General features: G+C 50.8%; 30 protein-coding genes. 22 read left to right on the top strand and 8 right to left on the bottom strand.

Features of this window, described 5'->3' with window-relative positions:
- Positions 1 to 3: 3 nt before the first annotated feature.
- Genes PDUR_RS14500 through PDUR_RS14485 form a run of 4 tightly spaced genes read right to left on the bottom strand, consistent with a single transcriptional unit; the run spans position 4 to position 2825 of the window.
- Positions 4 to 885, bottom strand: coding sequence for an ATP-binding cassette domain-containing protein (locus tag PDUR_RS14500; protein WP_042206893.1), 882 nt, complete (start codon positions 883 to 885; stop codon positions 4 to 6).
- Positions 870 to 1712 carry an ATP-binding cassette domain-containing protein gene (locus PDUR_RS14495; RefSeq protein WP_042206892.1) on the bottom strand — a complete coding sequence of 281 codons (843 nt, stop codon included), beginning with the start codon at positions 1710 to 1712 and terminating at the stop codon, positions 870 to 872. The genes PDUR_RS14500 and PDUR_RS14495 overlap by 16 nt, the downstream gene beginning before the upstream one ends.
- Positions 1709 to 2257 (bottom strand): CD3072 family TudS-related putative desulfidase, encoded by a 549-nt coding sequence (locus PDUR_RS14490; RefSeq protein ID WP_042206891.1) that lies wholly within the window; start codon positions 2255 to 2257, stop codon positions 1709 to 1711. Before PDUR_RS14490 ends, PDUR_RS14495 begins: the two co-directional genes overlap by 4 nt.
- On the bottom strand, positions 2247 to 2825 hold the full coding sequence (locus PDUR_RS14485; protein ID WP_042206890.1) for a CD3073 family putative ECF transporter S component: 579 nt from the start codon (positions 2823 to 2825) through the stop codon (positions 2247 to 2249). The genes PDUR_RS14490 and PDUR_RS14485 overlap by 11 nt, the downstream gene beginning before the upstream one ends.
- Positions 2826 to 3257: 432 nt before the next feature.
- Between PDUR_RS14485 and PDUR_RS14480 the strand changes: the two genes are divergently transcribed.
- From PDUR_RS14480 to PDUR_RS14470, 3 genes are all read left to right on the top strand, one after another.
- Positions 3258 to 3590: a PadR family transcriptional regulator gene (locus PDUR_RS14480; RefSeq protein ID WP_042209381.1), complete on the top strand. Its 333-nt coding sequence runs from the start codon at positions 3258 to 3260 to the stop codon at positions 3588 to 3590.
- The gene (locus tag PDUR_RS14475; RefSeq protein ID WP_042206889.1) at positions 3591 to 4937 is read left to right on the top strand and encodes an FtsW/RodA/SpoVE family cell cycle protein; all 1347 of its coding nucleotides are present in this window, start codon (positions 3591 to 3593) and stop codon (positions 4935 to 4937) included.
- A 61-nt stretch (positions 4938 to 4998) separates the two neighbouring features.
- Entirely contained in the window at positions 4999 to 5541 is a 543-nt protein-coding gene (locus PDUR_RS14470; RefSeq protein WP_042206888.1) for a hypothetical protein, read from the top strand.
- 77 nt (positions 5542 to 5618) lie between these two features.
- Here PDUR_RS14470 and PDUR_RS14465 read toward each other — a convergent pair whose 3' ends face one another.
- Positions 5619 to 6053, bottom strand: a complete 435-nt coding sequence (locus PDUR_RS14465) for a DUF4395 domain-containing protein (RefSeq protein ID WP_042206887.1) — start codon at positions 6051 to 6053, stop codon at positions 5619 to 5621.
- 290 nt (positions 6054 to 6343) lie between these two features.
- On the opposite strand from PDUR_RS14465, the gene PDUR_RS14460 reads away from it, so the two are divergent.
- Positions 6344 to 7795: a DHA2 family efflux MFS transporter permease subunit gene (locus PDUR_RS14460; protein ID WP_042209380.1), complete on the top strand. Its 1452-nt coding sequence runs from the start codon at positions 6344 to 6346 to the stop codon at positions 7793 to 7795.
- A 220-nt stretch (positions 7796 to 8015) separates the two neighbouring features.
- Positions 8016 to 8996 (top strand): hypothetical protein, encoded by a 981-nt coding sequence (locus tag PDUR_RS27330; protein ID WP_052410231.1) that lies wholly within the window; start codon positions 8016 to 8018, stop codon positions 8994 to 8996.
- A gap of 98 nt (positions 8997 to 9094) precedes the next feature.
- Here PDUR_RS27330 and PDUR_RS14450 read toward each other — a convergent pair whose 3' ends face one another.
- The gene (locus PDUR_RS14450; protein WP_042206886.1) at positions 9095 to 9301 is read right to left on the bottom strand and encodes a DUF1657 domain-containing protein; all 207 of its coding nucleotides are present in this window, start codon (positions 9299 to 9301) and stop codon (positions 9095 to 9097) included.
- 204 nt (positions 9302 to 9505) lie between these two features.
- Here PDUR_RS14450 and PDUR_RS14445 point away from each other — a divergent pair, with 204 nt between their 5' ends.
- A complete protein-coding gene (locus PDUR_RS14445; protein ID WP_042206885.1) occupies positions 9506 to 10366 on the top strand; it encodes a DUF421 domain-containing protein in 861 nt (286 codons plus the stop codon).
- On the opposite strand, the gene PDUR_RS14440 is transcribed toward PDUR_RS14445, so the two are convergent.
- Entirely contained in the window at positions 10363 to 10632 is a 270-nt protein-coding gene (locus PDUR_RS14440; RefSeq protein WP_156130468.1) for a hypothetical protein, read from the bottom strand. The genes PDUR_RS14445 and PDUR_RS14440 overlap by 4 nt on opposite strands.
- A gap of 78 nt (positions 10633 to 10710) precedes the next feature.
- Here PDUR_RS14440 and PDUR_RS14435 point away from each other — a divergent pair, with 78 nt between their 5' ends.
- The 4 genes from PDUR_RS14435 to PDUR_RS14420 all read left to right on the top strand — a co-directional run bounded on the left by PDUR_RS14435 (position 10711) and on the right by PDUR_RS14420 (position 13930).
- Positions 10711 to 11298 carry a TetR/AcrR family transcriptional regulator gene (locus PDUR_RS14435; RefSeq protein WP_081949530.1) on the top strand — a complete coding sequence of 196 codons (588 nt, stop codon included), beginning with the start codon at positions 10711 to 10713 and terminating at the stop codon, positions 11296 to 11298.
- Positions 11299 to 11355: 57 nt separating this feature from the next.
- Positions 11356 to 12066, top strand: a complete 711-nt coding sequence (locus tag PDUR_RS14430; RefSeq protein WP_042206882.1) for an SDR family oxidoreductase — start codon at positions 11356 to 11358, stop codon at positions 12064 to 12066.
- A 68-nt stretch (positions 12067 to 12134) separates the two neighbouring features.
- Positions 12135 to 13406, top strand: coding sequence for an MFS transporter (locus tag PDUR_RS14425; RefSeq protein WP_081949529.1), 1272 nt, complete (start codon positions 12135 to 12137; stop codon positions 13404 to 13406).
- An 89-nt stretch (positions 13407 to 13495) separates the two neighbouring features.
- The gene (locus tag PDUR_RS14420; protein WP_233277573.1) at positions 13496 to 13930 is read left to right on the top strand and encodes a bacteriohemerythrin; all 435 of its coding nucleotides are present in this window, start codon (positions 13496 to 13498) and stop codon (positions 13928 to 13930) included.
- Between the two features lie 116 nt (positions 13931 to 14046).
- On the opposite strand, the gene PDUR_RS14415 is transcribed toward PDUR_RS14420, so the two are convergent.
- Positions 14047 to 14385, bottom strand: coding sequence for a winged helix-turn-helix transcriptional regulator (locus PDUR_RS14415; protein ID WP_042206881.1), 339 nt, complete (start codon positions 14383 to 14385; stop codon positions 14047 to 14049).
- Between the two features lie 162 nt (positions 14386 to 14547).
- Here PDUR_RS14415 and PDUR_RS14410 point away from each other — a divergent pair, with 162 nt between their 5' ends.
- The 12 genes from PDUR_RS14410 to larE all read left to right on the top strand — a co-directional run bounded on the left by PDUR_RS14410 (position 14548) and on the right by larE (position 24798).
- Positions 14548 to 15099 carry an NAD(P)H-dependent oxidoreductase gene (locus tag PDUR_RS14410; RefSeq protein WP_042206880.1) on the top strand — a complete coding sequence of 184 codons (552 nt, stop codon included), beginning with the start codon at positions 14548 to 14550 and terminating at the stop codon, positions 15097 to 15099.
- A 28-nt stretch (positions 15100 to 15127) separates the two neighbouring features.
- Complete coding sequence (locus tag PDUR_RS14405; protein WP_042206879.1) at positions 15128 to 15841, top strand: SDR family oxidoreductase; 714 nt, start codon at positions 15128 to 15130, stop codon at positions 15839 to 15841.
- A gap of 190 nt (positions 15842 to 16031) precedes the next feature.
- Positions 16032 to 17168, top strand: a complete 1137-nt coding sequence (locus PDUR_RS14400; protein ID WP_042206878.1) for a metallophosphoesterase — start codon at positions 16032 to 16034, stop codon at positions 17166 to 17168.
- An 89-nt stretch (positions 17169 to 17257) separates the two neighbouring features.
- The gene (locus PDUR_RS29170; RefSeq protein WP_169733343.1) at positions 17258 to 17422 is read left to right on the top strand and encodes a hypothetical protein; all 165 of its coding nucleotides are present in this window, start codon (positions 17258 to 17260) and stop codon (positions 17420 to 17422) included.
- A 241-nt stretch (positions 17423 to 17663) separates the two neighbouring features.
- A complete protein-coding gene (locus tag PDUR_RS14395) occupies positions 17664 to 18041 on the top strand; it encodes a GntR family transcriptional regulator (RefSeq protein ID WP_042206877.1) in 378 nt (125 codons plus the stop codon).
- A complete protein-coding gene (locus PDUR_RS14390; protein WP_042206876.1) occupies positions 18038 to 18904 on the top strand; it encodes an ABC transporter ATP-binding protein in 867 nt (288 codons plus the stop codon). The genes PDUR_RS14395 and PDUR_RS14390 overlap by 4 nt, the downstream gene beginning before the upstream one ends.
- Positions 18897 to 19547: an ABC-2 transporter permease gene (locus tag PDUR_RS14385; RefSeq protein WP_042206875.1), complete on the top strand. Its 651-nt coding sequence runs from the start codon at positions 18897 to 18899 to the stop codon at positions 19545 to 19547. Before PDUR_RS14390 ends, PDUR_RS14385 begins: the two co-directional genes overlap by 8 nt.
- Positions 19548 to 19635: 88 nt before the next feature.
- Positions 19636 to 20679: a tagatose 1,6-diphosphate aldolase gene (locus PDUR_RS14380; RefSeq protein WP_042206874.1), complete on the top strand. Its 1044-nt coding sequence runs from the start codon at positions 19636 to 19638 to the stop codon at positions 20677 to 20679.
- A 174-nt stretch (positions 20680 to 20853) separates the two neighbouring features.
- On the top strand, positions 20854 to 21240 hold the full coding sequence (locus tag PDUR_RS14375; RefSeq protein ID WP_042206873.1) for a MerR family transcriptional regulator: 387 nt from the start codon (positions 20854 to 20856) through the stop codon (positions 21238 to 21240).
- A gap of 54 nt (positions 21241 to 21294) precedes the next feature.
- Positions 21295 to 22452: an aldo/keto reductase gene (locus PDUR_RS14370; protein WP_042206872.1), complete on the top strand. Its 1158-nt coding sequence runs from the start codon at positions 21295 to 21297 to the stop codon at positions 22450 to 22452.
- Between the two features lie 83 nt (positions 22453 to 22535).
- The gene (larC, locus tag PDUR_RS14365) at positions 22536 to 24011 is read left to right on the top strand and encodes a nickel pincer cofactor biosynthesis protein LarC (RefSeq protein ID WP_042206871.1); all 1476 of its coding nucleotides are present in this window, start codon (positions 22536 to 22538) and stop codon (positions 24009 to 24011) included.
- Positions 23989 to 24798: an ATP-dependent sacrificial sulfur transferase LarE gene (gene larE, locus PDUR_RS14360; protein WP_042206870.1), complete on the top strand. Its 810-nt coding sequence runs from the start codon at positions 23989 to 23991 to the stop codon at positions 24796 to 24798. Before larC ends, larE begins: the two co-directional genes overlap by 23 nt.
- The last annotated feature ends 1 nt before the right edge of the window (position 24799 follow it).

Here is a 24799-nt window from a genome sequence, read left to right as displayed (position 1 = left end):
CCCTCAATTTCTATACAGCAGATTTTCATGGCGGTTCAGGAAGCCTTTCACGGCTTTGGCCGCTTGAGACGGTGAGAGGAGTATCCCCTCGGGAATTGCGCCGATCTCACTAAGCAGACGCGAGACGGTTAGAACTGGAGGTTCTTCCCATCCGAAGGCCTTTAATACGTGCGGGTCAGACAGCAGCCGAGAAGGTGGGCCGTCTGCAAGGAAGGCTCCCTCTTTTAGCGCCAGCAGGCGGGAGGCGTGTTCCAGAATTTCCTCCAGTTGGTGGCTGACCCATATGACGGTAATCCCCTCGTCTCTGTTCAGCGAGTGCAGGAGGCTGAAGAGGGACGATCGCGACTGCAAATCCAGCCCGGCTGTCGGCTCATCCAGAATCAACACTTCGGGCTCCAGTACAACGACTCCCGCAATCGCCACTCGCCGTTTCTCGCCGCCGCTGAGCTCGAAAGGACTGCGGTCCTTGAAGGTTTCGTAATCCAATTCCACCGATGCCATAGCTTTGCGTACTTTCTCCTCTTGAACTTCCAGAGGAAGCTTCCGGTGACGCAGCCCGAACGCAATATCATCAAAGACCGTAGTAGCGAACAACTGATGCTCCGGATATTGAAAAATAAAGCCGATCCGGTCGAACAGCTCCGGCTGACGTTTGAGATGAGGGTTCGTACCGTCCAGCAGAATCGCTCCAGACGAAGGGGCGATAAAGCCTTTCAGCAGCTGCAGAAATGTCGATTTGCCTGATCCGGACTTTCCGGCAATGGCCAGCATTTCTCCGCTTTCCACAGTCAGGCTAAGATCCTGAAGAACCCATAGACCGCCAGGTGGCTTGCTTCTGCGCCCCTTCATATAATTGAAACTAACATGGTTTAATCGGATTTGCATAATAACCCTCGCAATTCTTCCCCGTTCAGCTTCGCGGATACGGGAACGCCGTGACCCCGAAGCTGTATCGCCAATTGCCGGTAATACGGCAGCTCCACCCCGCATTCCTTGAGGAGAGCAGAATCCAGCTCCAGCTCGGCCGGAGTCCCGGCAGCCGCGATCTTACCGCCTTGAAAAAGGAACCACCGATCCGCATCCATCACTTCTTCCAGATGATGTGTAATGTAAATCAAAGTTACTGGATATTCCTTTCGGACCTTGTTCAGCGTCTCGATGAACTGGCGCCGTGCCGCGGGATCAAGCATGGAAGTGGCCTCATCGAGAATGAGACAGCGGGGGGAGAGTGCCAGAACCGCAGCCAAGGCCAGCTTCTGCTTTTCTCCTCCCGACAGATGTGTTACAGGACGATCTTCATCGGCATCCAGTCCCACTAGCTCTATGGCCCAGGTGATCCGCCGGGTGATATCTTCCTGCGGCCAGCCGATATTGGACAGACCGAACGCAATGTCCTCACCTACAGTAATTCCAACCTGCTGATTCTCGGGATTCTGGAATACAATCTGCACGGCCCGCCGAATGTCCTGAAGATCGTTCCGGTTTGCAGTCATGCGGCCTAGGGTAAGAACGGTTCCCTGGGTTGGAAGCTCAATACCGTTAAGCAGACGGGACAACGATGATTTACCGGACCCGTTTCGTCCAAGAAAGGCTACAAATTCCCCGGGCTCAATAGAAAGGGAGACGTTGGACAATACCGGCCTATGGCCGGCGTTCGCTTCCGATTCGTCAGGTTCATAATAATAAAAAGTAACGTCTCGAATGTCGATCATGTCTGATTGCCGCCTTGTTTACCCTTTGTGCCAGCGGAGTTCTTATGTAGAGGTTCCTGCTGTCTTGCTGTCACTGGACCGAATACGCTGTTATCATCATCCGGATCAAAGATTCCGTCGGCCGTATTTGGAATTTGCCAGAAAAAGTCGATTTTTACGCCAGTTTCCTCTGCGAGCTCCAGGAAGTCACGCATGAACACGCCTTTTCCGGGATCGCAGGAGGGACTGCCTGAAATGCCGAGGCCTCCGACGATGCTGTATCCATGATCCTGATAGATCTTCAGCTGCTCAACGGCTGGCAGTAGAATCTGGCGGTTGTGGGCGTGAAACTCCGGGGTATCGTATTCTTCCACGGTCATCGGAGGCCGCTCCGGACCGAGAAAGGTGAATTCGGGACAGGGCAGTTGAAAGATGCCGTACCCCTGCTCGTAAGTCCAATCGACTGCCGCTTTCATTATGCCTGGACTACGAGCTTCGCCTTTCACAACAGCATTTTGGTTAATGACGCAATGGGAGGCGACAATTAATTGTTTGCTACGCAACATAGCTATTCCGTTTCTTGTAACTGCGAGGGTTTATTAAGGATTGCGGCAAGTTTTTCACAATATAGTACACCAAAAGGGCCGACAGGATTTTATCAATAAGATTTTCTCCAAGGCGGGGAAGGAATGCAGCGGCGAACAGACTCGTTCCAGCCTGCTTCAGCCAGAGTACAGCCACGTCCTGAACGCCTCCGGTAAAGCCGCCGAACAATCCAACCGCTAGTATGGTGCCGACGATCGGGCACAGGATGCCAAGCACAATGCCGGAGATTAGAGCGGAAGAGAAGCGGTAACCGTTCTTGCGGGCCGAATAACCGACAACCAAACCGACGATCACATTGACAAGGGCAAAGGGAATGGCGGTATAACCGGTTGTGACGCCAAGTACCAGATTCGTCAACAGGCCGACCAAAGCGCCCCAGAGCGGTCCGAATACAGCGGCGATGAAGATGGTACCCACCGTGTCCAGAAACAGGAAAGGGATTTTCAGGCTGCTTACGACTGTGCCGGCAACCACATTAATAGCTACGGCCAGCGCTCCAAGCGTAATGACTAGTGTTTTTTGATTCATCGTGTACCTCCTAAATTGTATGATTATTTATTCAGATAAACCCATCGGATAAATAGGAATAGTTTTTATTGTATGGCGATTCTTCAATCTGTCAATGGAATTATATTCAATTTTAATTAATAAAATGCCAACGGTTGAACGTTGAGGAGGCCGGACACAGTTTAATTAATGGCATTAACAAATAAACTTAACTACATTAATGAATTGGGTGTCAGTTTGCAAAATAGCGAATAAGCTCAGTATTTGTCTGATAATTCGGGAAATGAGCGCGGTTTTATTTAATCTGATTAATTAAAAATAAATCCTCCAAATCATCACGGTAAATCTCATTCAATTTTTAATATAATACATAGTATTGCTATGCATAGTAATTATAGGTATAATGACTGGTAAAATTGTACATCATATTGATTCTTGAAAGGAGAGAGGGCGATTAAATTGAACAAGGAACTCATGAAAGGCAGCACCGGCACTATGCTGCTTACGCTGCTGAGCCGTCAGCCGCTGTATGGTTACGAGATGCTTAGGGAACTGGAACGCCGGTCCGAAGGGGTGTTTTCCCTAAAAGAAGGAACGCTTTATCCCATTCTGCACAGTATGGAAGCCGAAGGCTGGGTCGAAGCTTATTGGGAAGCCGTAAACGGCCGGAACAGGAAATATTACCGGATAACGGACATAGGGAGCAGAGTACTAAACCAGAAGAAAACGGAGTGGGCCTTGTTCCGTAATGCTGTCGATTCCGTTATCGGGGAAGGAGGAGCATGAGTGAAGGATTATAATGAGATGAGTCCTTATCTTAAACGAGTGTGCGCACAGGTAAGAGCGCGAGCCATACACCCGGAACTGCGTAGGGAACTCGGAAGCCATTTGGTTGACCTGGCGGATGACAGGGAGAGTCAAGGCTGGGAACGTGAGGAAGCTGTTCAATGGGCGATGCAGCAGATGGGTGATCCCGAAGCAGTTGGAAAGAGCCTTAATCGCATACATAGACCGAGAATCAATTGGGGGCTGCTGGCGGGAGCTCTGTTGTTTGCGGGCAGTGGAATTATTGGGATGTTTTCTTTGAGCGCATCCTCTTACATGGGTACTCGAATGAATCCGGCCCTTCCGCAGTTTGGGGAAAGGCATCTTGTATATGTGTGTATAGCGGTGATCCTGATGCTGGTACTGTCACTAGTGGACTATCGCAAGCTGAGAAGCTTGTCCTGGCCGCTCTACATCCTGACATTGGCGGGAATGCTGGCTGTCCAATTCAGCGGGAATATGGTGAACGGTGTTAACCGATGGTTAGTTCTTCCCTTACATTTCGCTATCAATGTGATGGGTTGGAGTCCTTATTTGCTCATCATTGCATTAGCTGGTATCTGGGTGTGCAGCGGAATTCAAAAGACAGGCGGAAAGCTCCCAATCAATGGGTGGCAGGCAATTCCGCTGATTGGAGTGCCTTGTCTTCTTTATTGGCGGGGGCATGTCCTGCCAGAGATGGTTCTTTTTGCAGGAGTGTCCCTTATTCTGTTCGCCTGGTTATCCGGCAAATGGATAAGAGCTGTTCTCTTGGCTGCCATAGTAACTACGGCGGGGTTTCTGGCTGCATGGAATACGGATTATTATCACGCTAGAATCTCCGCTGCGTTGAATCCGATAATGTTTGCCGAAGGCGCAGGATATATCCAAATCAAACTCAGTGAGGCTGTTGCTTCCGCCGGATGGTGGGGACACGGCTTTGGAGCGGCCAATGAACAGCTTCCTTACCTTTATTCAGATATGCTGTTTCCGTATTTGATCTACAGCTTTGGCTGGGTGGCGGGCCTCTTCCTTGCGGGGCTCATTCTTTGGTTTGTTATACGCACCATACAAGCTTGGTTCTCCGTACGTGACACCTACGGAAAATCCTTGATTGCTGGCATTGCACTGATTCTTGCTTTTCAGCTCGTGTACGGAGTGCTCAAATTAAGCGGACATGTCCTCATCATCGGCTTGCCGCTGCCGTTTATCAGTTATGGCGGAAGCCATCTGCTGATCGAATACGGCGCCCTGGGGCTGCTGCTCGGCGTATATCGCAGAAAAGATCTTATTCCGGGCTCATCCGCCTCACTAAGCATGAAGTTCTAGATATCCCGTATCGTTAAAGGAAATGCTACAATCATAAATATACACAACGGGAGGTCAACCAATGGGACGTGAAGTACAGCATTTGCCTTACGGCTACGAGCCGCCGGCGGAGAAACGCAGAGGGACGTTAATCTATTATGATTCCTTTGAGCATACGACTGATGAAGAATTGAGAGCGGCGGCGCAGGCGGCGCTGGATAAAAACTTCAGCAAGCTTGTACTCTATCCGCTGCATGAGGAAACAGTGCGCAGAATGTCCAAGGAGCCCGCCAGCTCGTACTACAAAAGGGAAGACCGTCTTCATGAGTGGAAAAGGGAGCAGGGCGCTTCCTACATTACGGTGGAGAACCTAGAAGGCAAGCGGAAAAAGTATACGCCGATCGACTCCGCCCTGCGTCATTTGACCGAGCGTTATCCGTCGCCGCATTTTCTGTACCTCACTCCGGAGACGGCCAATCTGTTCGCCTCGTTCTCCTCTTTCGAAGAATGGATTAAGAAGCTGCGTCTGCTGCTGCCGGAAGTGCCGCGTGGTCTGCATCCCCGGCTTGAAAAGTTCCGCCACCGCTGGTCGGTGGTTGGCGAAGGGAACGACAAAGAGAAGTGACTGCCCGGACCGTAGGCGGACGGGGGGGGAGCGCAGCCGCTGCTCACAGCCTCCCTTACAAAAATTCAAAGCAGCCTTCAGCGAGGGCTGCCTTGTTTACGTCTATAGGTGTACATTTTCCATTGATAATGGATAAAACAGCCGATGCAGAAGCCGAGTATGGCAACGAAAGCCGCGGCAGCTACAATAGCGGTGAAAATATACGCCGAAATTAACCAACCTCCGAGATAGCTGATGAGTCCTGCGGCCAGACAGAGTACGGCGATAGTTTGATTGAAGCTTTGCTGATCCTCATCTTCGAGAATATAGGCGGAACGGTCTTTCCTCAGAAACCGGACGGAGAGACGGATCACTGGATTGTAGTGGAAAATAAGGCCGAGCAGCCCGGCGGCCAGCGGAATGGCCAGAAACCAGTAAAAGCCGGTAAACCAGGTCAGCAGCACGGACAAAGCAATGACGGATTGATTGACCCTGACGAGCGGTCTGGGAATCCCCTTTAACGTATCGGTCATAATACCCACCTCGCATATTGGAATAATTAAATTATATTATCTTCCAGCCTATTTTTAAAGTGATAGACATTGACTTTTAGTTTAAATTTATGATTTTATTGTGTAGACCGAATGTTGCCCTCCTCAATAGCAATCTTTTTACTGGAAACTTATTGAATTAGAACTTATGTTCGGTTATACTTTGAGATACCACAGTATTAACAAATGATTGGATGCAGCTCTTTGAAGCGAGTACAAAAATAGAGAGAAGAATACACTAATAGCAGGAGGAATTAAGAGTGGGAGAAACAATGCAATCTACAGCCATAAACATGGAAAAGATCAGGAAAATGCCGATCTTAATCGCGCTGCTCCTTAGCGGTTTTATTGGCATGTTCAGTGAAACGGCGCTTAACGTTGCTCTCAGCGTATTGATGGATGCGCTGAATATTACGCCGACCACGGCACAGTGGTTGACGACGGCTTATTTATTGACACTGGGCATTCTTGTACCTATCTCGGGACTGCTGCTTCAGCGGTTTACCACGAGACAGCTGTTTATCGCATCCTTGTCTTTTTCCATCATTGGAACGGCCCTGGCTGCCGCATCGCCAAGCTTCGAATTTTTGCTGATCGCCCGCGTGGTACAGGCTATGGGAACGGCACTGCTGCTGCCGCTGTTGTTCAATACGATTCTGGTGCTTATTCCGGCTGAAAAAAGAGGCGCGGCCATGGGCATGATCGGCCTTGTCATTATGGTGGCACCTGCCACCGGCCCGACCATTGCCGGTCTGCTTATTGAGAACCTGAGCTGGCACTGGATTTTCTGGCTTCCGCTGCCGTTTCTTGTAATCGCGCTGATCTTCGGAATGGTATACATGCAAAATATAACGGAGGTAACCAAGCCGGCAATCGACTGGTTCTCGATTCTACTCTCCACCGTCGGCTTTGGCGGTGTTGTATTTGGCTTCAGCAGCGCAGGAGAAGCGCAAGGCTGGAGCAATCCCAAAGTACTCATAGCCATTGCTATTGGAGTTGTGTCGCTGGTGCTGTTCGTATGGCGCCAGTTGACGATGAAGCAGCCACTGATGGATTTGCGCGCGTTCAAGTATCCGATGTTCGTCGTCGGATTGCTGATGATTTTTATCTGTATGATGGTCATTCTGGCCGCCATGCTAATCCTTCCGCTGTATCTTCAGAATGGACAGAACTACAGTGCGTTCAAGGCGGGGCTTATGCTGCTTCCGGGGGGACTTATCAATGGCTTGATGTCGCCGCTAATGGGCCGGCTGTTCGATAAATTCGGACCGAAGTGGCTTGTTATTCCGGGTCTTGCTATTGTTGCAGTTTCGCTGTGGTTCTTTGCGGACATCAACCCGGCTTCCTCGGTTGTGTTCACGATCGTGCTGCACAGCTCGCTGATGATCGGTGTATCGATGGTGTTCATGCCAGCGCAGACGAACGGAATCAACCAGCTTCCGCTTGAACTGTATCCGCATGGTACGGCCATTATGAACACGCTCCAGCAGGTTGCGGGAGCCGTTGGCACCGCGCTTGCCATTAGCATCATGACGGCCGGCTCGAAAAGTTACCTGGAGAGCGTAGAGAATCCACAGGACCCGGTTCATCTGATCCCAGCCTTTACTCAAGGGGTGCAGCACGCTTTTATCTTCGCAACGGCGCTGACCATTGTCGGTCTCGTCATCGCTTTCTTCCTGAAGCGTGTTAACGTCCGCCATCCGCAGGAAGGCGCTATGCATTAACGAAACATCAACCGTACTAAAGGCCCTCGGCGGAATGCCGGGGGCTTTTTCGAAATATTCTTGCGTTCTTCAAGGACGCCGTCAGGCGTTTCTTCTTCCGGAAAGGGAGCTGTTCTAGAACCCGCGTAAAACCTTCTTGTCTGTTCCGTTGCAACAAAATGCGGCGTGTGCGCGTCTAGAGGGTAATACCCTGTATAACAGCACAGAAAGAAGGATGAATATGAAGACTCTATTTGAAACATCCGCAAAAATAAAAAAAGGGGCGCTGCTCGGTCTCGCGATCGCTTTGGGAGCCGGTGTCGGCACAGCGGCATTTACTCCATCTGCATCGGCAGCTACGGTAGCTTCGACTGTAACCGCCGAACAAAGCTTGAGCGTATATAACCAGTTCCAGAAATATTTGAAAAACTCGGCCAAGACACCGGCAAGCTTAATTCAGGCCCGTAATTATTTGCTCAACAACATAAAAAGAGCCGATTCCTGGCGGGCTACCGTCATGGTGCTTCAGCTCGAAAATGCACAAAAGGCGAGACTGGACGCTTTTTCCGAAAAACTCTTTCCGGAGAAGGTGCAAAAGGCGATCGACGCCGCCGTTCGTAAGAACGGGTTGCAGACCGGACTTACCTACACCAGCTTGTTGAATACCATTACAGATCCCGGCGTTCGCGCCATATTGACCGAGTCTTACGGTTACGGCTATAAGCTGGAGACCAGTGAAGGCATGTACTATCCCGTGATGCATTACGAGGGTTTCAAATATTTCAAGTCTTATATCGGAAAGGACATCGCCGCCTATATTGATCTGATGGCTACCGATTCCAATAGGCCAGCCCTGAGCGATGCAGCCATCATCATTACATGGGATGAGCTGATTAACCGTGCGCTTGCTCTGGAATCCTACGTAAAAGAATCCCCGAAGTCCAACCGAACTGCTGCGGCTAAAGACAAGCTCAAACTGATGGGAATGTTCGTCTTTTACGGTTCAAACAATACACCCGCCTATGATTATGGAACAAGCGGGGAACCGACAACCATCGATCCCAAGCTAAGACAAGCCTATGAAAAGGCAGTGCAGAACGGGACGGGGGACAGCAAAATTTTGAAGACGATCAAGAGTGTGCTGGGGCTTCTGGATGCGAGCGGCAACAGATGGAACGGAGATATCAAGAAATTTTTACTGGAATTTAAGCAGTTTGGATGAAAATGAGGATATGCCAGGTGACCGTCCGATTGTAAGCTAACAAAGGAAAGGCCTCACTCCCCACTAACTGGTGGAGAATGAGGCCTTTTGGCTTTTTACTAAAACCCTTTGTATTGAGGTTCTTCGTGTTCCAGATCCTGAACCCGGCTTTCCACTTGTTGAACGATTTGTTGAGTTTGCTGCGCGGCATTGGTGAACAACGTTTTGGCCTGCTGATTTTGAGTGCTCAATGCGAACTGTTCAAGGCTTGCTTGAGCGCTTTTTAGTGAAGAAAGGCAAGTCTTTACATCGGAAGCTACAGTCATTGTCAATTCCTCCTGTGTTGGCGTAATGTATTGGCGTAATGTATTGAGCCGTTCACTAATATTTGCTTATTGAGCTGTAATTATTCACCGATTGGATTTTTGTCAGGACGGTTACGCAAAAGGAACATTTTCGCATAGTTTCGGAAGCCTCGAGAAATAATGAACTTGTTAAGAATACCAAGAAACAATGAGGAGGACGCTGAAATGCCGACTTGGCTGGAGGTTATTTTTCGGACCATTTTCGCGGTGGTCGTACTTTTTCTGTTAACGAAGATACTTGGCAAAAGACAGGTGTCCCAGCTTTCTTTTTTCGAATATATTACGGGGATTACGCTTGGCAGCTTGGCAGCCTATATCTCGCTGGATACGGATAAGAACTGGCATCTGGGCATGATCGCGATTCTGGTATGGATCGCCATTTCCTTTGGAATCGAATTTCTGCAGCTCAAGAGCAAGAGGGCCAGAGACTTTATTGACTTTAAATCGACTGTACTGATCAAGGACGGCAAGATCTTGGAAGAGAATATGAAAAAAGAGCGCCTAACAACGGATGAGCTTCTGGAACTGCTGCGGAGCAAAGACGTGTTCAAGGTGGCCGATGTGGAGTTTGCGCTTATGGAGTCAAGCGGACAGGTCAATGTGCTGCTGACCCGCGAGAATCAGCCGCTCACTCCGAAGCATCTGGGAATTAAGGTAGCCCCGGAGAAAGAAACCCAAGCCGTCATTATGGACGGAAAATTGATGCCTGAAGCGCTCGATATGATGGGGAAGACTCCAAAGTGGCTGCTGGATGAGCTTGAGCAGCAGCAGCTTAACCTGCAGGATATTTTCTTGGGCCAAGTCGATGCCTACGGGGAGCTGACTGTCGATTTGTATGCAGATAATGCTCAAGTCCCTCAGCCGCAGGAGAAGCCGGAGCTGTACGCCCTGCTGAAAAAATGCGAAGCCGACCTGGAACTGTTCGGACTGTCCTCTAATAACAAGGACACCAAAAAGCTGTACGAGCAGTGCTCGTCCCAGCTTCAGGCAGTGATTACCGAGCTTAAACCGCTGCTGACCACTTAAAGCACCAGATGCAGCAGCATCAGCGACACAATGCCACTGTCACTGCTTCGAGCATGCTGCGTGTTGAAATGGAGACGAGAAAAGCAGGAACTGCTGCGAACAGCTCCGTATTGGCTTGTCAGCGGGATGAACTTACCGTCCTGAGTCAGCAGCTCCTGCACCACTAGAGCGGCCATAATCGACACGGCACGTGACTTAACCGCCGCAAGCCCCAATCCGGAAGCTTGAACCGGGTGAGCACCATTGTTAATAAGGCATATTGTCAACTAACAAATGCAAATTTTCAAAATAATACTTGACTGTACGTTCTTAAATAATTAAGATGGATTCAGAGAGGAGGAGTGATGATGGCGAGACCTCGGGAGTTCGATGAAGAAACAGTATTGGATAAAGCAATGGAACTGTTTTGGAGCAAAGGCTTTGAAAAAACATCAATTCAGGATTTATGCGAGCATACCGGAGTACACAGAGGCAGCTTGTATGAAACGTTCGGGGATAAGAATGATTTGTTTCTGGCCGCGCTTGACCGGTTCCGGCATCATTCAGCGGGAAAACTGTTTGCGGTGTTGGAGGAGCCCGGCAATCCGAAGGACCAGCTTGCCGCCTTTTTCGAGCGGCTAATCGAAAGATCTATGGACAACACAAAAGAACGGCGCGGCTGCTTAATTGCCAATACGGCCGTCGAGCTGGCGCCCTTCGACCCCAAGGTGGCGAGCAGGGTGGAGGCAAGTCTGCTCGATATGGAGAACCGCTTCTACAGCTTCCTGCTCCGCGCGCAGAAGGAAGGCGGGCTGAAAGGGAAGCGTAATCTCCGCGAGCTGTCGCGTTTCCTAGTCTGTGTGAAGCAGGGAGTGCATATCGTGGCCAAGACGACAACTGACCCCAAAACGTTACAGGATGTATATAAAGTCGCACTTTCAGCTATATTTTAATTTTTTTTGCCTAATTAAAGAATGAACATTCTTAAAAAATGATCAGGAGGAATAACAATGACTCAAAAAATCGCTTTGGTTACCGGTGCTAATAGAGGTCTCGGACTGGAAATATCCAAACAACTGGGCGCGCTAGGCATCACCGTTCTGATGGGCGCCCGCACGCTCTCCTCGGCGGAAGCTGCGGCGAAGCCGTTGTCAGCTGCGGGCATTGATGCGGTCGGCGTTCAGTTGGAAGTTACGAACAAGGACGACATTGCAGCGCTGGCCGAATGGATAGACCGGCGCTATGGCAAGCTGGATATCCTGATCAATAATGCAGGCATCGTGCTCCGTTCTTCTGGAGGAAATCTGGACGCTTTCCGTCAGACCTTTGAGGTCAATACGTTTGCTCCGTTCTTACTCACAGAATCGCTGCTTCCGCTGCTGCTGAAGAGCGAGGCGGGACGCATCGTGAACCAGAGCAGTGCGATCGGCTCCATTACCTTAATGCATACCGATGAAACGGTACGTAAGCTCGGAGATCCGGCATATGCCGCATCCAAGGCGGCACTGAACATGCTGACCGCTTATTGGGCGCAGAAGCTGGAGAGCACCGCACTGAAAGTAAATTCAGTGCATCCCGGACTGGTACAAACGGACATGGGGGGAGCCAATGCGGAAATCCCGGTAGAAGAAGGCGCCAAGACGGCTGTGGCCCTGGCAACCATTGATGCCGACGGACCGAACGGACAGTTCTACTATATGGGCAAGCCTCTGCCATGGTAATTGTAGGAACATAGATTATATGCTATATAAGCAATGATAGAGATAGAGACAAGGATAGGAGTGAAGGGATGCAGTTAATAAATAAAGCTCCCCGGTGGTATTATGGGTGGACTGTGGTTTCGATCGTTTTTTTCGTATTACTGGTATCGGCAGGCATTAGTTCGATTCCTAGCGTATTGATGCTGCAGTTTGAAAAAGAGTTCGGCTGGAGCCGCTCTGCGGTGTCCGGCGCATTGTCGATCCGCATATTTTTGTACGGGCTGATGGGACCTTTCTCCGCTGCGCTGATGGCCCGCTTTGGCGTTCGCCGCATCATGCTGCTGACGTTGAGTTTGCTGACAATCAGCCTTGCGTTAACGTCGTTTATGACGGAACTCTGGCAGTTCATTGCGCTTTGGGGAGTTGTCATAGGCCTGGCCACCGGGGCACTCGCTAATGTGCTGGGCGTTACGGTGGCGGGCCGTTGGTTCGTGAAGCACAGAGGGCTTGTTGTCGGTATGCTTACAGCCAGCGCGGCGACGGGTCAGCTGCTGTTCCTGCCTCTTTTGGCGAAGATCTCGGTTGTCCTCGGCTGGCGGTTTTCCATTTACACGACTATTACGGTTCTGATCGTGCTGATTCCGATAGTGGCGATTTGGATGAAGGATCATCCTTACAATGCCGGTGTTCCTCCGCTGGGAGAGACGGAGATTGTACCGCCTGCGCCGTTCCATGGAAATTTATTTCTCGCTCCGCTGCTTGCGCTGAAGGATGCGGTGAAGAGCGGCACGTTTTGGCTGCTGGCAGGCACTTTTTTCTTCTGCGGCTTCTCGACCAACGGCCTTATCGGCACGCATCTGATCCCGGCTTGCGGCGACTTTAACATCCCGGTTGTAACGGCTGCGGGGCTCCTCGCTCTGATGGGGATGTTCGATATGATCGGTACGACGCTGTCGGGCTGGCTGTCCGACCGTTTTGACAGCAGATGGCTGCTGTTCTGGTATTATGGCCTTCGGGGATTGTCGCTTATCTTCCTGCCCTACGCGCTGGACGGTGGTTACACGCTTATGCTGGTGTTTGCCGTGTTCTACGGGCTGGACTGGATTGCAACCGTACCCCCGACCGTCAAAATTACCGCCGATCATTTCGGAAGAGAAAAAGCGGGGATGGTATTCGGCTGGATTCTGGTCGCTCACCAGCTTGGCGCTTCGGCGGCCGCTTATGGCGCCGGAGTGATGAGACAGTGGCTCGGCAGTTACACGGTTCCTTTCGTTACCGCAGGTTTTCTGTGCCTCTTCGCCTCGCTGCTGGCTATTAGAGTGGCAAATATGCGTAAATCGGCTGCGGCTATTGAGGCCTGAGTAATCAGACTTTATATTGTCATGTGATGTTGTTAACTGTTTTTTCCAGTCGAAAAAGAGAAAATGAAGAGAATAATAATTTGAATTTTATGGAAGAAGGAAGCGATGCGGAAATGATAGCTTGGCGGGAATCGTACGAAATTGGAGTAGAGAAAATAGATTGTCAGCACAGGCAGCTGCTGGTCAAGCTGAACGAGTTCTTTGATGCCTGCTCGAACCAGCAAGGGCACGAGAAGATCGAAGAGACACTTAAATTTTTGAAGGACTACACCATTGAGCATTTCGGCAGTGAAGAAGGATTAATGAACGACATCCATTTTCCGGAATTAGCCGAGCATCAGAAGGAGCATGCCGATTTCGTCAAGACTGTTCTTGAGCTGGAAGAGGCGGTTAAGACCAAAGGCGTTTCCGTTCTGACTACGATCAAGCTTAACCGCACGTTGACGGACTGGCTGATTACCCATATTAACAAATGCGACAAGCTGATTGGGGATTACATGGCCGAACAGCGTGCGAAAGCGTAGATTTTCTTGAGTACATAGTTGCGATTTTTTAAAAGCGGCAGCAGGGCAGGAATTCCGTCCTGAACTGCCGTCTTTTTTATTGGGGTCAGCCGGAAACTTCCGGTTGGCTTATTTTTTTACAAATTTAATCCGAATCTTTTTAATTCAATAAAAATCCCCTCAAGCCGTTTCCCTTTCTCCGTTAACGTATATTCGACGCGCGGAGGAACCTCCGGAAATACCGTTCTTTCCAATACCCCATGATCCTCCAGTTCTTTAAGACGGAGCGACAATGTCTTCGGACTAATTCCATCCATGGATCTCAACAGGTCGCTGAAACGCATCGTCCCTTCGATAAGCAGATCCCGAATAATTAAAAAGGTCCATTTCGTCCCAATGACGTCCAGTGTTTTGGCAATGGGGCAAGGCTCACCCGGTGTTCCTTTGGTCAGAACGATCGGTTCGATTTTACTCATCGAAGCATCCTCCCAAAAATATTTTTGACTTGATATAGCTTATCATACCACAATAATATACTTTCGGAAACTATATGAATTAAATATCACTACTTCCATAAATGAATTTACTGCATATATAATATCGTTGTGATCAGATATACCCATAAGGAGATGGAGAAAATGAAAAATATACTTATCATTAACGGTCACCAAAAATATGGTTCAGCAGAGGGGAAATTGAATCAGACATTGGTGGATAGCATGGTGAGTCTTTTAAGTGAAAAGAATCAAGTGCAAACTACAACGATTCAAAACGGATACAGCACCCAAGAGGAGCATAAGAAATTTATTTGGGCGGATGTTGTCATTTACCAAACCCCCATCTATTGGTTCAGTGTACCCGGGCTGCTCAAAACATATATGGATGAAGTGTATGAATACGGCGTATTTTTCAAGGGTGCGGACGAATATGGAAGAGGCGGGTTATTAACCGGCAAGAAATATATGTTCTCGACAACCTGGAATGCCCCGGAAAAAGCATTTAACGACCCGACGCAGTTCTTTAAAGGAGACAGCTTGGAAGGAGCAATCGCTCATTTGCACCGTGTACAGGAATTCCTCGGCATGCAGCCTTTAAAGAGCTACGCTTGCTACGATGTCATCAAAAATCCAAAGCTGGACAAATTCGTATCCGAACTGGGTGCGCATCTAAATGAAGTGCTGAATTTCTAATACATCCCACAAAATAGGAGGAATTCTCGTGCTGCAAAATCAAAAAATCGTAATTATCGGCGGAAGCTCCGGCATTGGCCTGGAGACGGCTAAACAAGCAATTGCTCATGGAGCAGAAGTGATCATTGCCAGCCGCTCGGAAGACAAACTGCAGAAGGCGAAAGAGCAACTGGGAGCCAAAGCGGCGGCATATACGCTGGATACGACGGATGAACAGCAGGTGCAAGCTTTTTTTGAAAAAATCGGCAAGTTCGATCACCTAGTTGTCAGCGCCGCGGAAACATCCGGTGGGTCCTTCCTTCACACGGATACGGCTCAAGCCCGTCAGTTGTTCGAGAACAAATTTTGGGGTCAATACTATGCGGCTAAATATGGGGCGCCGAACATTGCAGCGAACGGTTCAATTACCTTATTCTCCGGCGTAGTCGCCTATAAATCGATGGTTGGATCGTCTGTATTGGGCGCGGTCAACGCTGCGGTGTCGAGTCTCGGCCAGACCTTGGCTTTGGAACTTGCTCCAATCCGTGTGAATATCGTGTCGCCGGGTATTATCGATACGCCTTCACGCAGCAAAATGGCTGAAGACGCGCGCAATGATTTCTACGCTGCGGTAGCAGGCAAACTCCTGGTTAAACGGGTGGGCAAAGCGGAGGATGTCGCACAAAGCGTACTCTACCTGCTGCAAAATGGTTTTGTGACCGGAACTGTCCTTCACACAGAAGGCGGACATATTTTAACTTAACTGCTTTGGCAGCAAGACATGGGAAGCCGTTCTTCTCTCCTGCGGGAAAGAGGAGCGGCTTCCTTTATTTTGGATGTTTACAAACCGTGGAGTCACACGTAATATTGGGCACAAATGCATTTAGTATTATAATAAAGGATGACATTTTGCCATTGCCGTATAGAGAAATATAACCAAAGGAGACATAGGAATGAAGAGAATAAGATTGGTCCTTTCCATTGCTGGAGGCGTACTGCTGCTCAGCCTGGTCAATTTCTATATCGGCTACCATGCGTGGCTGCTTATACAGAATTGGCTTCCCGGGACGAGCCCGGGAGTGTTCTGGCCGGTCTTTTGGGTCATCGCTCTCGCTTTTATTATTTGCAGAACTCCGCTGCCGTCTGTCTTTAGGCCGCTCGCCCGATTTCTCAAGGTCATCGGCTCGTATTATCTGGCTCTGATGCAGTTTGCTATCATTCTATTGCCCGTGGCTGATCTGTTCTACTGGATTTTATCCCTTGCCGGCACCGATATTTCGGGGTATATTTCCGAAGCGGGTGCGGTAATTGTGGCGCTGCTGGCGATTTTTATCGTATGGGGCTCCCGGAATGCGTGGAGCACGGTGCTCCGCGTTCACACGCTTGGGCTTCCCAAGCAGTTTGAGAGAGAGCTAACGATCGCCGTCGCATCCGACCTTCATCTTGGCGATATTGTCGGCAACCGTCATTTGAAGAAAATGGTCGACCGGATGAATGCGATGGAGCCGGACATTGTTTTACTGGCCGGGGATGTGCTTGATGACAGCGTGGAGCCGTTCGTCCGCCACCGGATGAGCGAGCAGCTTGGCAAGCTGAAGGCGCGTTACGGCGTGTTCGCCGTGCTGGGCAATCATGAATATTACGGCAAGGACATCAAGAAATATACGGATTTAATGAACGAAGTCGGCATACGCGTGCTTCAGGACGAGGTAGCCGAGACCGCTGGAGTGTACATTGTGGGCAGGAAAGACAAAGCGGCAGAGAGCATGGACACCGAAGGCCGCAAGAGTGTCGCCTCCCTGCTGGAAGGACTGGATATGACGCGTCCCGTTATCATGATGGATCACCAGCCAACCGGATTTGAGGCCGCCGCCAGGGCCGGCGTCGATGTGCTTCTCTCGGGGCATACGCACCGGGGACAAATCGCGCCCATCCACTGGATTACCAGACGCCTGTTCGAGCTGGACTGGGGCTATCTGAATAAAGAGAATCTGCATGTTATTGTTTCTTCAGGATACGGAACCTGGGGTCCGCCCATCCGTCTCGCCAGCCGGTCGGAGATCATCGGCCTGTCGCTGAGCACCAATTAATGAAGCTTCCTATCGCGATCATGCATAATTTTCCTTCCTGACCGAAACACTATTCAAGGTATTAAAGAATGGTTAAGGAGAGGATTGCGATGAGTCCCGACAAAAATTTGATCAACACGGTAAAAGATTTGGAGAAGACGGCGCCGACCTCCCATGAGGCTAATCAGATGGAGCAAGAGCAGATGGACCGGCGCAAGGAGATGCTGCGCAGAGACAAAGGCTATAAGGAAAACGAGCAAAGCTCCTACGAGTAAGGCGGGCTTGCGGGAACGGTAGCATCCTGCGGCCAGGCCACGGCGAAGAGGACTTTGCCTATCAAGGGACAGCGAAGATACCAGTCGATTAAAGCACATTCTGCCATAAGCGCAGGGTGTGCTTTTTTGACTTCTTGAAGCTCAATTGTAGAAAAAAGTGGGGAAGATCGTTGACAAGAATGGATATATTGTATATATAATATATATACATTAATTACATTGCAGCGGAATGAGGTGAAGGATGAACATTATTTTGTCCAACTCATCGGGAGAACCGATTTATGCGCAGATTGTAAGCCAGATCCGGCAGTTGATTTTGCAGGGCGAGCTTGCCGCGGGGGACCCGCTGCCTTCGATCCGTCAATTGGCCAAGGATTTGCAGATCAGCGTCATTACGACAAAGCGCGCATACGAGGAATTAGAGCGGGAAGGGCTGGTGGACTCGCTCGTAGGAAAAGGTTCCTTTGTGTCCGGCATGAATCAGCAGTATATCCGTGAACAGCGATATCGGCTCTTGGAGGAGAAAATGAAAGAAGTGATGGAAGAAAGCAGGCTGCTTGGGATCGGGTTTGCGGAAATGGTTGACATATTCAGGACGCTTAAGGAGGAGCAGGAATGAGCAATGTAGTTGAGATTCGGGGAGTTTCGAAGTCTTTTGAACGTTTTGCGCTGAGTCAGGTGCAGTTCGAGGTGAAAAAAGGGTTTATCACCGGATTGATCGGACCCAACGGCGCCGGAAAGAGTACGCTGATCAAAATTATGATGGATATGGTGCGTCCAAGCGCAGGGGAGGTTCGAATCTTCGGCAGCACTCTTGCGGATAATCCGGGCCTAAAGGAACGCATCGGGTACGTCTCGGATGAGAATTATTTCTATGAGAATATGACGATCCGGAATATGAGAAAAATGATTGCCCCCTTTTATCAGCATTGGGATCATACGGCCTTTACCCGGTATCTGGACCTGTTCGAGCTATCTGAAAAGTCCAAGATCAAAGACCTGTCGAGAGGGATGAAGATGAAATTCTCGCTTGCGGTGGCACTGTCTCACGATGCAGACCTGCTGCTCATGGACGAACCGACCGCAGGCCTTGATCCCGTCTTCCGCAGGGAGCTGCTGGATTTACTCGGGGAGCAGATTATGGATGAGAACAAGTCGATCATCTTCTCGACTCACAATACGACGGATCTGGACCGGATCGCGGACTATATTGTCTTCATGAACCGGGGGAAAGTCGTCTTCAACGACAATAAGGATGAAGTGCTGGAACGGTATGTGCTGGTCAAGGGCGGGCGCGAGCTGCTGGACAAGGATGTACTGAAGTATTTTGTCGGGGTAAGGGAAGGGGCTCACGGGTTTGAAGCCTTGGCGCCGGACCGGCGGGAAGCGGAAAAGGTCTTTCAGGGAAGTGCGCTGCTGGAGGCGCCGACGCTCGAAGACATTATGTATTTCACTGTAAAAGGAGGCAAGGCTCATGTCTAATCTCGTTTCCTTGATCCGCAAAGATTTTATGCTGTCCCGTAATTATCTGTTATTCTTGTTGGTCTATCTCATTTTTATGACCATTATGAATACGGGAAGCGCGCCGTTCGGGTTGAGTCTGCTTGTAACAATGCCCGCTATGATGATGCTTCTTACCACCTGCCTGCAGGATGTCCGAAATGTGAATATCAGATTCTCGCTCAGTCTTCCGGTACACCGCAGCTTGATCGTGGCCTCCAAATATGTATCGGTTCTGCCCTTTACCCTGATTGGCGTTGCATTTACTCTAGTAATGTCTCAGGTGCTGCCGCAGTTGGGATATGAAGGTCTGAATATAAGCTGGAGGGAAATGGGGGTCTCTATTTTGCTGGTACCGCTGATCGCCTCGATTTACCTGCCCCTTTACTACTGGCTCGGACCCAAGGGATCCCAATATGTAAATACCGTATTTTTTATGGTCGTTATCTTCGGCTCAGCCAATTTGGGAGACATCATTAACGGAATTCCGGGTTTGAAGACCTTTATTCAGGAAAGTCCGGATATGGGTTTCGAAAAATGGCTGGTCGGAGGTGCCGTCTACATCGTATTTATCGCAGTTTCTTACCTTATCTCTTTGCGTCTGTTCTCCACCCGGGATTTATAGTTTCCTGGTTGATCTCCATCCTGACGGTTAAATACGAAATAGCGGGGCAACTGTTGGGCCATATTAGGAGATGAAGGAGGAATAACAGATGAGTGTGAGAATATCCAAAGGAAAATACGACCGTCTGCTTAAGCTGTCCGATGACAGGGGGCTCTTTGTGGCGACGGCGATTGATCAGCGGGGATCGCTTAGAAAATCGCTTGGGCGCGCGCTTGGAGGCGAAGCCGATGCACGGCATGTCGCCGAATTCAAACGATTGGTTTCCGAAGAGCTGACGCCATACTCTAGCGCCATTCTGCTCGACCCGGAATACGGCTGGGATGCGGCGGCGGTCCGGCATAAGGATACCGGCCTGCTGATCGCTTATGAAGAAACCGGCTATGATGCCACGGAAAAAGGACGGCTGCCCGATCTTCTGCCGGAATGGTCGGTCCGTCGGTATGCGGAGAAGGGCGCCGACGCCGTCAAAATTCTGATGTATTACGACCCGGACGACGACGAGAAGATCAACACGATTAAGCATGCCTTCATTGAACGGGTCGGCGCGGAATGCGAGTCCGTCGGTATCCCGTTTTTCTTCGAGGCCGTCACCTACAGCGATACCCTCAAGGACTCCGCCAGCGCGGAATTTGCCAAAGCCAAGCCGGAAAAGGTGAAAAAATACATGCGGGAATTCACCCAGCCGCAATACAAGATTGACGTGCTGAAAGTGGAGGTTCCGATTAACCTGAAGTACGTGGCGGGCACCCGGGCCAACGCGGGCGGCGAAGCCGTGTATACACGCGAAGAGGCGATAGCGCATTTCAAGGCTACGGCGGGTCTGACGAGCGTACCGTTCATTTATTTGAGCGCAGGCGTCACCAATGAAACGTTCATGGAGACACTGGAGCTGGCCGGAGAAGCCGGGGTCCCTTTCTCGGGCGTGCTGTGCGGACGGGCAACCTGGCAGGACGGCGTCGAGATCTACGGGAAGCATGGAGCGGAAGCGCTGCGGGCATGGCTGAAGGATGAGGGCGTGCGGCGGATGATCCGTCTGGGTGAAATTTTGTCGAAGGCCGCGGTCCCCTGGTGGGATTTCTATGGCGGCAGGGACAAGATCGAGGTCGTGGAACGGGAAAAAACAGGAGTATAACCTTGAATACGGGCGGCTTCACAGACATTTTTCGTCTGTTGAGGCCGTTTTTTTGTGGAATGGAACATACTCACTCATTTTACAGAACTTGAAATCCATTGTTGACTTCAAGTGCACTCGAAGGTGTATGATGAAAACGAAATCGAGTCCGGAAGCGGAAAGGAGGATGCGCGGATGGCCTTAACCATCAAGGAAGCTGCCGAACAGACGGGTCTTACCGTCCATACCCTAAGGTATTACGAGCAGGAGGGACTCTTGAGGGCGCTTAAACGGGATGAGCGGGGAAATCGGCTGTTTGAGCCGGAGGATCTGGATTGGCTGTATTTTATCCGCTGCTTGCGGGACACCGAAATGCCTGTGGCCAAGGTCAAGCATTTTGCCGAGCTGGCTTTCAAGGGCGACCACACCATGAGGGAACGTCTGCAAATTCTGCAAGACCACAAGCGCTCGACGGAGCGGAAGGTGGAGGAAATGAACTCGTTTTTGGAGAAAATCACGCACAAGACGGAATGGTATGAAAATTTGGTCCGTGAAAGGGAACAAGCGGCGGAAAAAGTGTGATCGCGCGGCATTATATGTGAAAAATATCACTATTTTGTTTAGGAGGAATTATCCATGTTGTACCGCAAATATGGCAAGACAAACGAGATGGTCTCCGTTCTGGGCTTTGGATGCATGCGGCTTCCCGTAATTGACGGCAACGCCCGCAATATCAACGATGACAAAGCGATCGCGATGCTGCGTTACGGGATCGACAACGGGATCAATTACGTGGACACCGCTTATCCATATCATGGAGACGGCATGGGGGGACCTGGGGAGAGTGAACCTTTCGTCGCCCGGGCGCTTAAGAATGGATACCGCGACAAAGTGAATATCGCCACCAAGCTGCCCAGTTGGCTGATTCAGACCCGGGAGGATATGGACCGCTATCTGAACGAACAACTGGAGCGTCTGGAAACCGACCACATCGACTTCTATCTGGTGCATGCGCTCAACGCCGGAACCTGGAAGACGGTTAAAGAACTCGGCATCGGAGAGTTCCTCGATTCGGCCGTGAAAGACGGACGAATCCGTTACCCCGGATTCTCGTTCCACGACGAACTGCCGGTGTTCAAAGAAATTGTCGATGCCTATGACTGGACCTTCTGTCAGGTGCAGTACAATTATCTGGACGAATACTTCCAAGCCGGAATCGAAGGTCTGGAATACGCTGCGGCCAAAGGCATCGGCATCGCCGTCATGGAACCGCTGCGGGGCGGCAGGCTGGTTCGCGACATTCCGGACGGCGTGCAGGCTGCCTTCGATAAGGCCGATATCAAGCGGACGCCCGCCGAATGGGCGCTGCGGTGGGTGTGGAACAACCCTGACGTGGCGGTCACCTTAAGCGGCATGAGTACCATGGAGCAGGTAGAGGAAAACCTGAAGATTGCAAACGAAGCGTATTCCGGTTCTTTAAGCAAGAAGGAGCTGGATGTTGTGAATGAAGCGCGGAACGTTTTCCGCCAGACGCGAGTCAGCTGCACCGGCTGCGCCTACTGCATGCCTTGTCCGGCCGGAGTGAACATTCCGGGCAATTTCACCTATGTGAACGAGTATTATTTACTCGATAACGACTTCCAGAAGAAGATGTTGAAGGAAACCTATAATGCCCGGATTTCCGAGAAAGAACGGGCATCCCAATGTGTTGAATGCGGCACCTGCGAGGAGCATTGCCCGCAGAACCTGCCTATCATCGAAGAGCTTAAGCATGTAGCGGAGGTGTTCGCTTAACCCGCGAACAGCTATGCATCGACATGCATCATTCAATTTTAAATTACTTGCAATATAACCTGGACAGAAAGGAGAGTAAACCGGTGAACATTCTCTATTACGATTGTTTTGCGGGCATCAGCGGAGATATGAACCTGGGCGCGCTTCTTGATGCCGGGGTCGATCCCGATTACTTCCTTCGGGAGATCGCCAAGCTGAACCTGAACGGCGAATTTGAAGTTACTATCGCCAAGGCGCTCAAAAAAGGAATCAGCGGCATTAAAGTGGATGTTCGGCTGACGGGGGATCATCATGGTCCGCACCAAGGGTCTGGACATGCGCACGAACACGAACATAACCATGGGCACGAGCATGAACATGGACACGAACATAGCCATGGGCACGAGCATGAACATGTTCACGTACACGAGCATGCACATGGAGGACACGAACATAACCATGTGCACGGACATGAGCATGTACACGAGCAGAATCACGCCCATGAGCATCCTCAATTCCAGGGGCACAATCATCATGAGCAAGGCCATACCCATAGGCATGAACATAGCCACGATCACCCTCACGGCCATCATCACCGCAATATCGGGGATATTGAGCGGATCATCGGGGCCAGTTCGCTGCCTGACCGGGTAAAGGAGCTCAGCATGAAAATCTTCATGCAGGTTGCCCTCGCGGAAGCAAAGGTTCACGGCAAGCCGCTGGAGGAGGTCCATTTTCATGAGGTGGGTGCGGTAGATTCCATTGTGGATATCGTTGGAGCCGCCATCTGCCTCGACTATCTTCAAGTGGATAAAATCCTGGCCTCTCCGGTTCAGGTGGGCGGCGGCTTTGTCCGCTGCGCTCACGGGCTGATTCCGGTGCCTGCGCCGGCGACCGTCGAGATTCTGAAAGGCATTCCGTTGAAGGCCGGTCTCGTTCCGTTCGAGACGACGACGCCTACGGGAGCTGCGATTCTGGCCGCGGTGGTGGATGAGTTTACCGACAAGCCCGATTTTGTGATGGAGGCGGTCGGTTATGGACTCGGCAACCGGGATCTGGAGATCCCTAACGTGCTGAGGGTCTACCTGGGCCGGATGGAGGATAAGAAGGAAAGCGCCGCAGCCGGACCGATTCTGCTGGAAACGAACATCGACGATATGAACCCCGAGTTGTACAGCTACGTGGAGGAGCAGCTTTTTGCCCATGGCGCTTCCGATGTATTCAAGACTCCGATCATCATGAAAAAGGGCCGCCCCGCCGTTAAGCTGAGCGTGCTTGTCGGTCCGAAGCGGGAGAAGGACGTGCTGGAGGTTATTTTCAAGGAGACGACATCCCTTGGCGTACGCAAATTCCCGGTCGGCAAAGCCATGCTGGAGCGCAGCTTCGTTAAGCACAGCACCCGGTACGGCGAGGTAACGATCAAGAACTCCTATTATGAAGGAAAGCTTGTCAAATATAAGCCCGAATACGAAGACTGTAAAAGGCTGGCGCTGGCAAACGGCGTGCCGATCTCGAAGATTTACCGCGAAATTTATACCAGTTATGAGGTGAATTTGGATGAATCGCAACCCGAAATATGAGGCCCTTCTCGATTATTTGAAGCAGCTTGACCGGGTGGTGCTTGCTTTCTCCGGCGGGGTGGACAGCACCTTCCTGCTGCGCGCGGCCAAGGAAGCGCTAGGCGACCGGCTGAAGGCCGTCACGATTCTTTCCCCTTACATTCCCAAATGGGAAATCGAAGAGGCCAAGGAGCTTGTACGGGAGCTCGGCGTCGATTACGAGATTATCGAGGCGCCCTTAATTGACGAAATCAGATATAACCCTGATAACCGCTGCTACCTGTGCAAAACCGCAGTGTTCAGCATGATCAAGGAACTGGCCGGGAAGGGCGGGTACCGCTATGTTATCGACGGCACTAACTTTGACGACATCCATGACTACCGGCCGGGGCTGAAGGCGCTCGCCGAGCTGGGAGTCAAGAGCCCGCTGCTCGACTGTAAGCTGACCAAGGCGGAGATCCGCAGCCTGTCCCGGGAGCTGGGGCTGCCCACCTGGGATAAGCCGCCGTATGCCTGCCTGTTAACGCGTATCCCGTATGACAGCGAACTGCGCATTGAGGATTTCGAGAAGATCGAACGGGCGGAAAAATATTTGATGGACCTTGGCTTCCGCGCCATCCGGGTCCGCTGTCACGACGATTTGGCCCGCATCGAGGTGGGCCGGAGCGACCGCAGCAGGCTGTTCGACGAGGAGCTTATGGACCGGATCTCGGAAAAGCTGAAGGAATTCGGCTTCCGCTATGTCTCCCTTGACCTGGCGGGTTACCGGACGGGCAGCCTGAACGCCGCCATCGGCGTCACGGGGTGAA

Source organism: Paenibacillus durus, assembly GCF_000756615.1.
Taxonomy (GTDB): Bacteria; Bacillota; Bacilli; order Paenibacillales; family Paenibacillaceae; genus Paenibacillus_AQ; species Paenibacillus_AQ durus.
This window is presented reverse-complemented; position numbering and strand designations above follow the sequence as displayed.

Bases quoted from the DNA above. Each gene is read 5' to 3' on its own strand.
- PDUR_RS14500 (WP_042206893.1), bottom strand. From the start codon at position 885: ATGCAAATCCGATTAAACCATGTTAGTTTCAATTATATGAAGGGGCGC.
- PDUR_RS14495 (WP_042206892.1), bottom strand. From the start codon at position 1,712: ATGATCGACATTCGAGACGTTACTTTTTATTATTATGAACCTGACGAA.
- PDUR_RS14490 (WP_042206891.1), bottom strand. From the start codon at position 2,257: ATGTTGCGTAGCAAACAATTAATTGTCGCCTCCCATTGCGTCATTAAC.
- PDUR_RS14485 (WP_042206890.1), bottom strand. From the start codon at position 2,825: ATGAATCAAAAAACACTAGTCATTACGCTTGGAGCGCTGGCCGTAGCT.
- PDUR_RS14470 (WP_042206888.1), top strand. From the start codon at position 4,999: ATGGGACGTGAAGTACAGCATTTGCCTTACGGCTACGAGCCGCCGGCG.
- PDUR_RS14465 (WP_042206887.1), bottom strand. From the start codon at position 6,053: ATGACCGATACGTTAAAGGGGATTCCCAGACCGCTCGTCAGGGTCAAT.
- PDUR_RS14460 (WP_042209380.1), top strand. From the start codon at position 6,344: ATGCAATCTACAGCCATAAACATGGAAAAGATCAGGAAAATGCCGATC.
- PDUR_RS27330 (WP_052410231.1), top strand. From the start codon at position 8,016: ATGAAGACTCTATTTGAAACATCCGCAAAAATAAAAAAAGGGGCGCTG.
- PDUR_RS14450 (WP_042206886.1), bottom strand. From the start codon at position 9,301: ATGACTGTAGCTTCCGATGTAAAGACTTGCCTTTCTTCACTAAAAAGC.
- PDUR_RS14445 (WP_042206885.1), top strand. From the start codon at position 9,506: ATGCCGACTTGGCTGGAGGTTATTTTTCGGACCATTTTCGCGGTGGTC.
- PDUR_RS14435 (WP_081949530.1), top strand. From the start codon at position 10,711: ATGATGGCGAGACCTCGGGAGTTCGATGAAGAAACAGTATTGGATAAA.
- PDUR_RS14430 (WP_042206882.1), top strand. From the start codon at position 11,356: ATGACTCAAAAAATCGCTTTGGTTACCGGTGCTAATAGAGGTCTCGGA.
- PDUR_RS14425 (WP_081949529.1), top strand. From the start codon at position 12,135: ATGCAGTTAATAAATAAAGCTCCCCGGTGGTATTATGGGTGGACTGTG.
- PDUR_RS14420 (WP_233277573.1), top strand. From the start codon at position 13,496: ATGGAAGAAGGAAGCGATGCGGAAATGATAGCTTGGCGGGAATCGTAC.
- PDUR_RS14415 (WP_042206881.1), bottom strand. From the start codon at position 14,385: ATGAGTAAAATCGAACCGATCGTTCTGACCAAAGGAACACCGGGTGAG.
- PDUR_RS14410 (WP_042206880.1), top strand. From the start codon at position 14,548: ATGAAAAATATACTTATCATTAACGGTCACCAAAAATATGGTTCAGCA.
- PDUR_RS14400 (WP_042206878.1), top strand. From the start codon at position 16,032: ATGAAGAGAATAAGATTGGTCCTTTCCATTGCTGGAGGCGTACTGCTG.
- PDUR_RS29170 (WP_169733343.1), top strand. From the start codon at position 17,258: ATGAGTCCCGACAAAAATTTGATCAACACGGTAAAAGATTTGGAGAAG.
- PDUR_RS14395 (WP_042206877.1), top strand. From the start codon at position 17,664: ATGAACATTATTTTGTCCAACTCATCGGGAGAACCGATTTATGCGCAG.
- PDUR_RS14390 (WP_042206876.1), top strand. From the start codon at position 18,038: ATGAGCAATGTAGTTGAGATTCGGGGAGTTTCGAAGTCTTTTGAACGT.
- PDUR_RS14385 (WP_042206875.1), top strand. From the start codon at position 18,897: ATGTCTAATCTCGTTTCCTTGATCCGCAAAGATTTTATGCTGTCCCGT.
- PDUR_RS14380 (WP_042206874.1), top strand. From the start codon at position 19,636: ATGAGTGTGAGAATATCCAAAGGAAAATACGACCGTCTGCTTAAGCTG.
- PDUR_RS14375 (WP_042206873.1), top strand. From the start codon at position 20,854: ATGGCCTTAACCATCAAGGAAGCTGCCGAACAGACGGGTCTTACCGTC.
- PDUR_RS14370 (WP_042206872.1), top strand. From the start codon at position 21,295: ATGTTGTACCGCAAATATGGCAAGACAAACGAGATGGTCTCCGTTCTG.
- larE (WP_042206870.1), top strand. From the start codon at position 23,989: ATGAATCGCAACCCGAAATATGAGGCCCTTCTCGATTATTTGAAGCAG.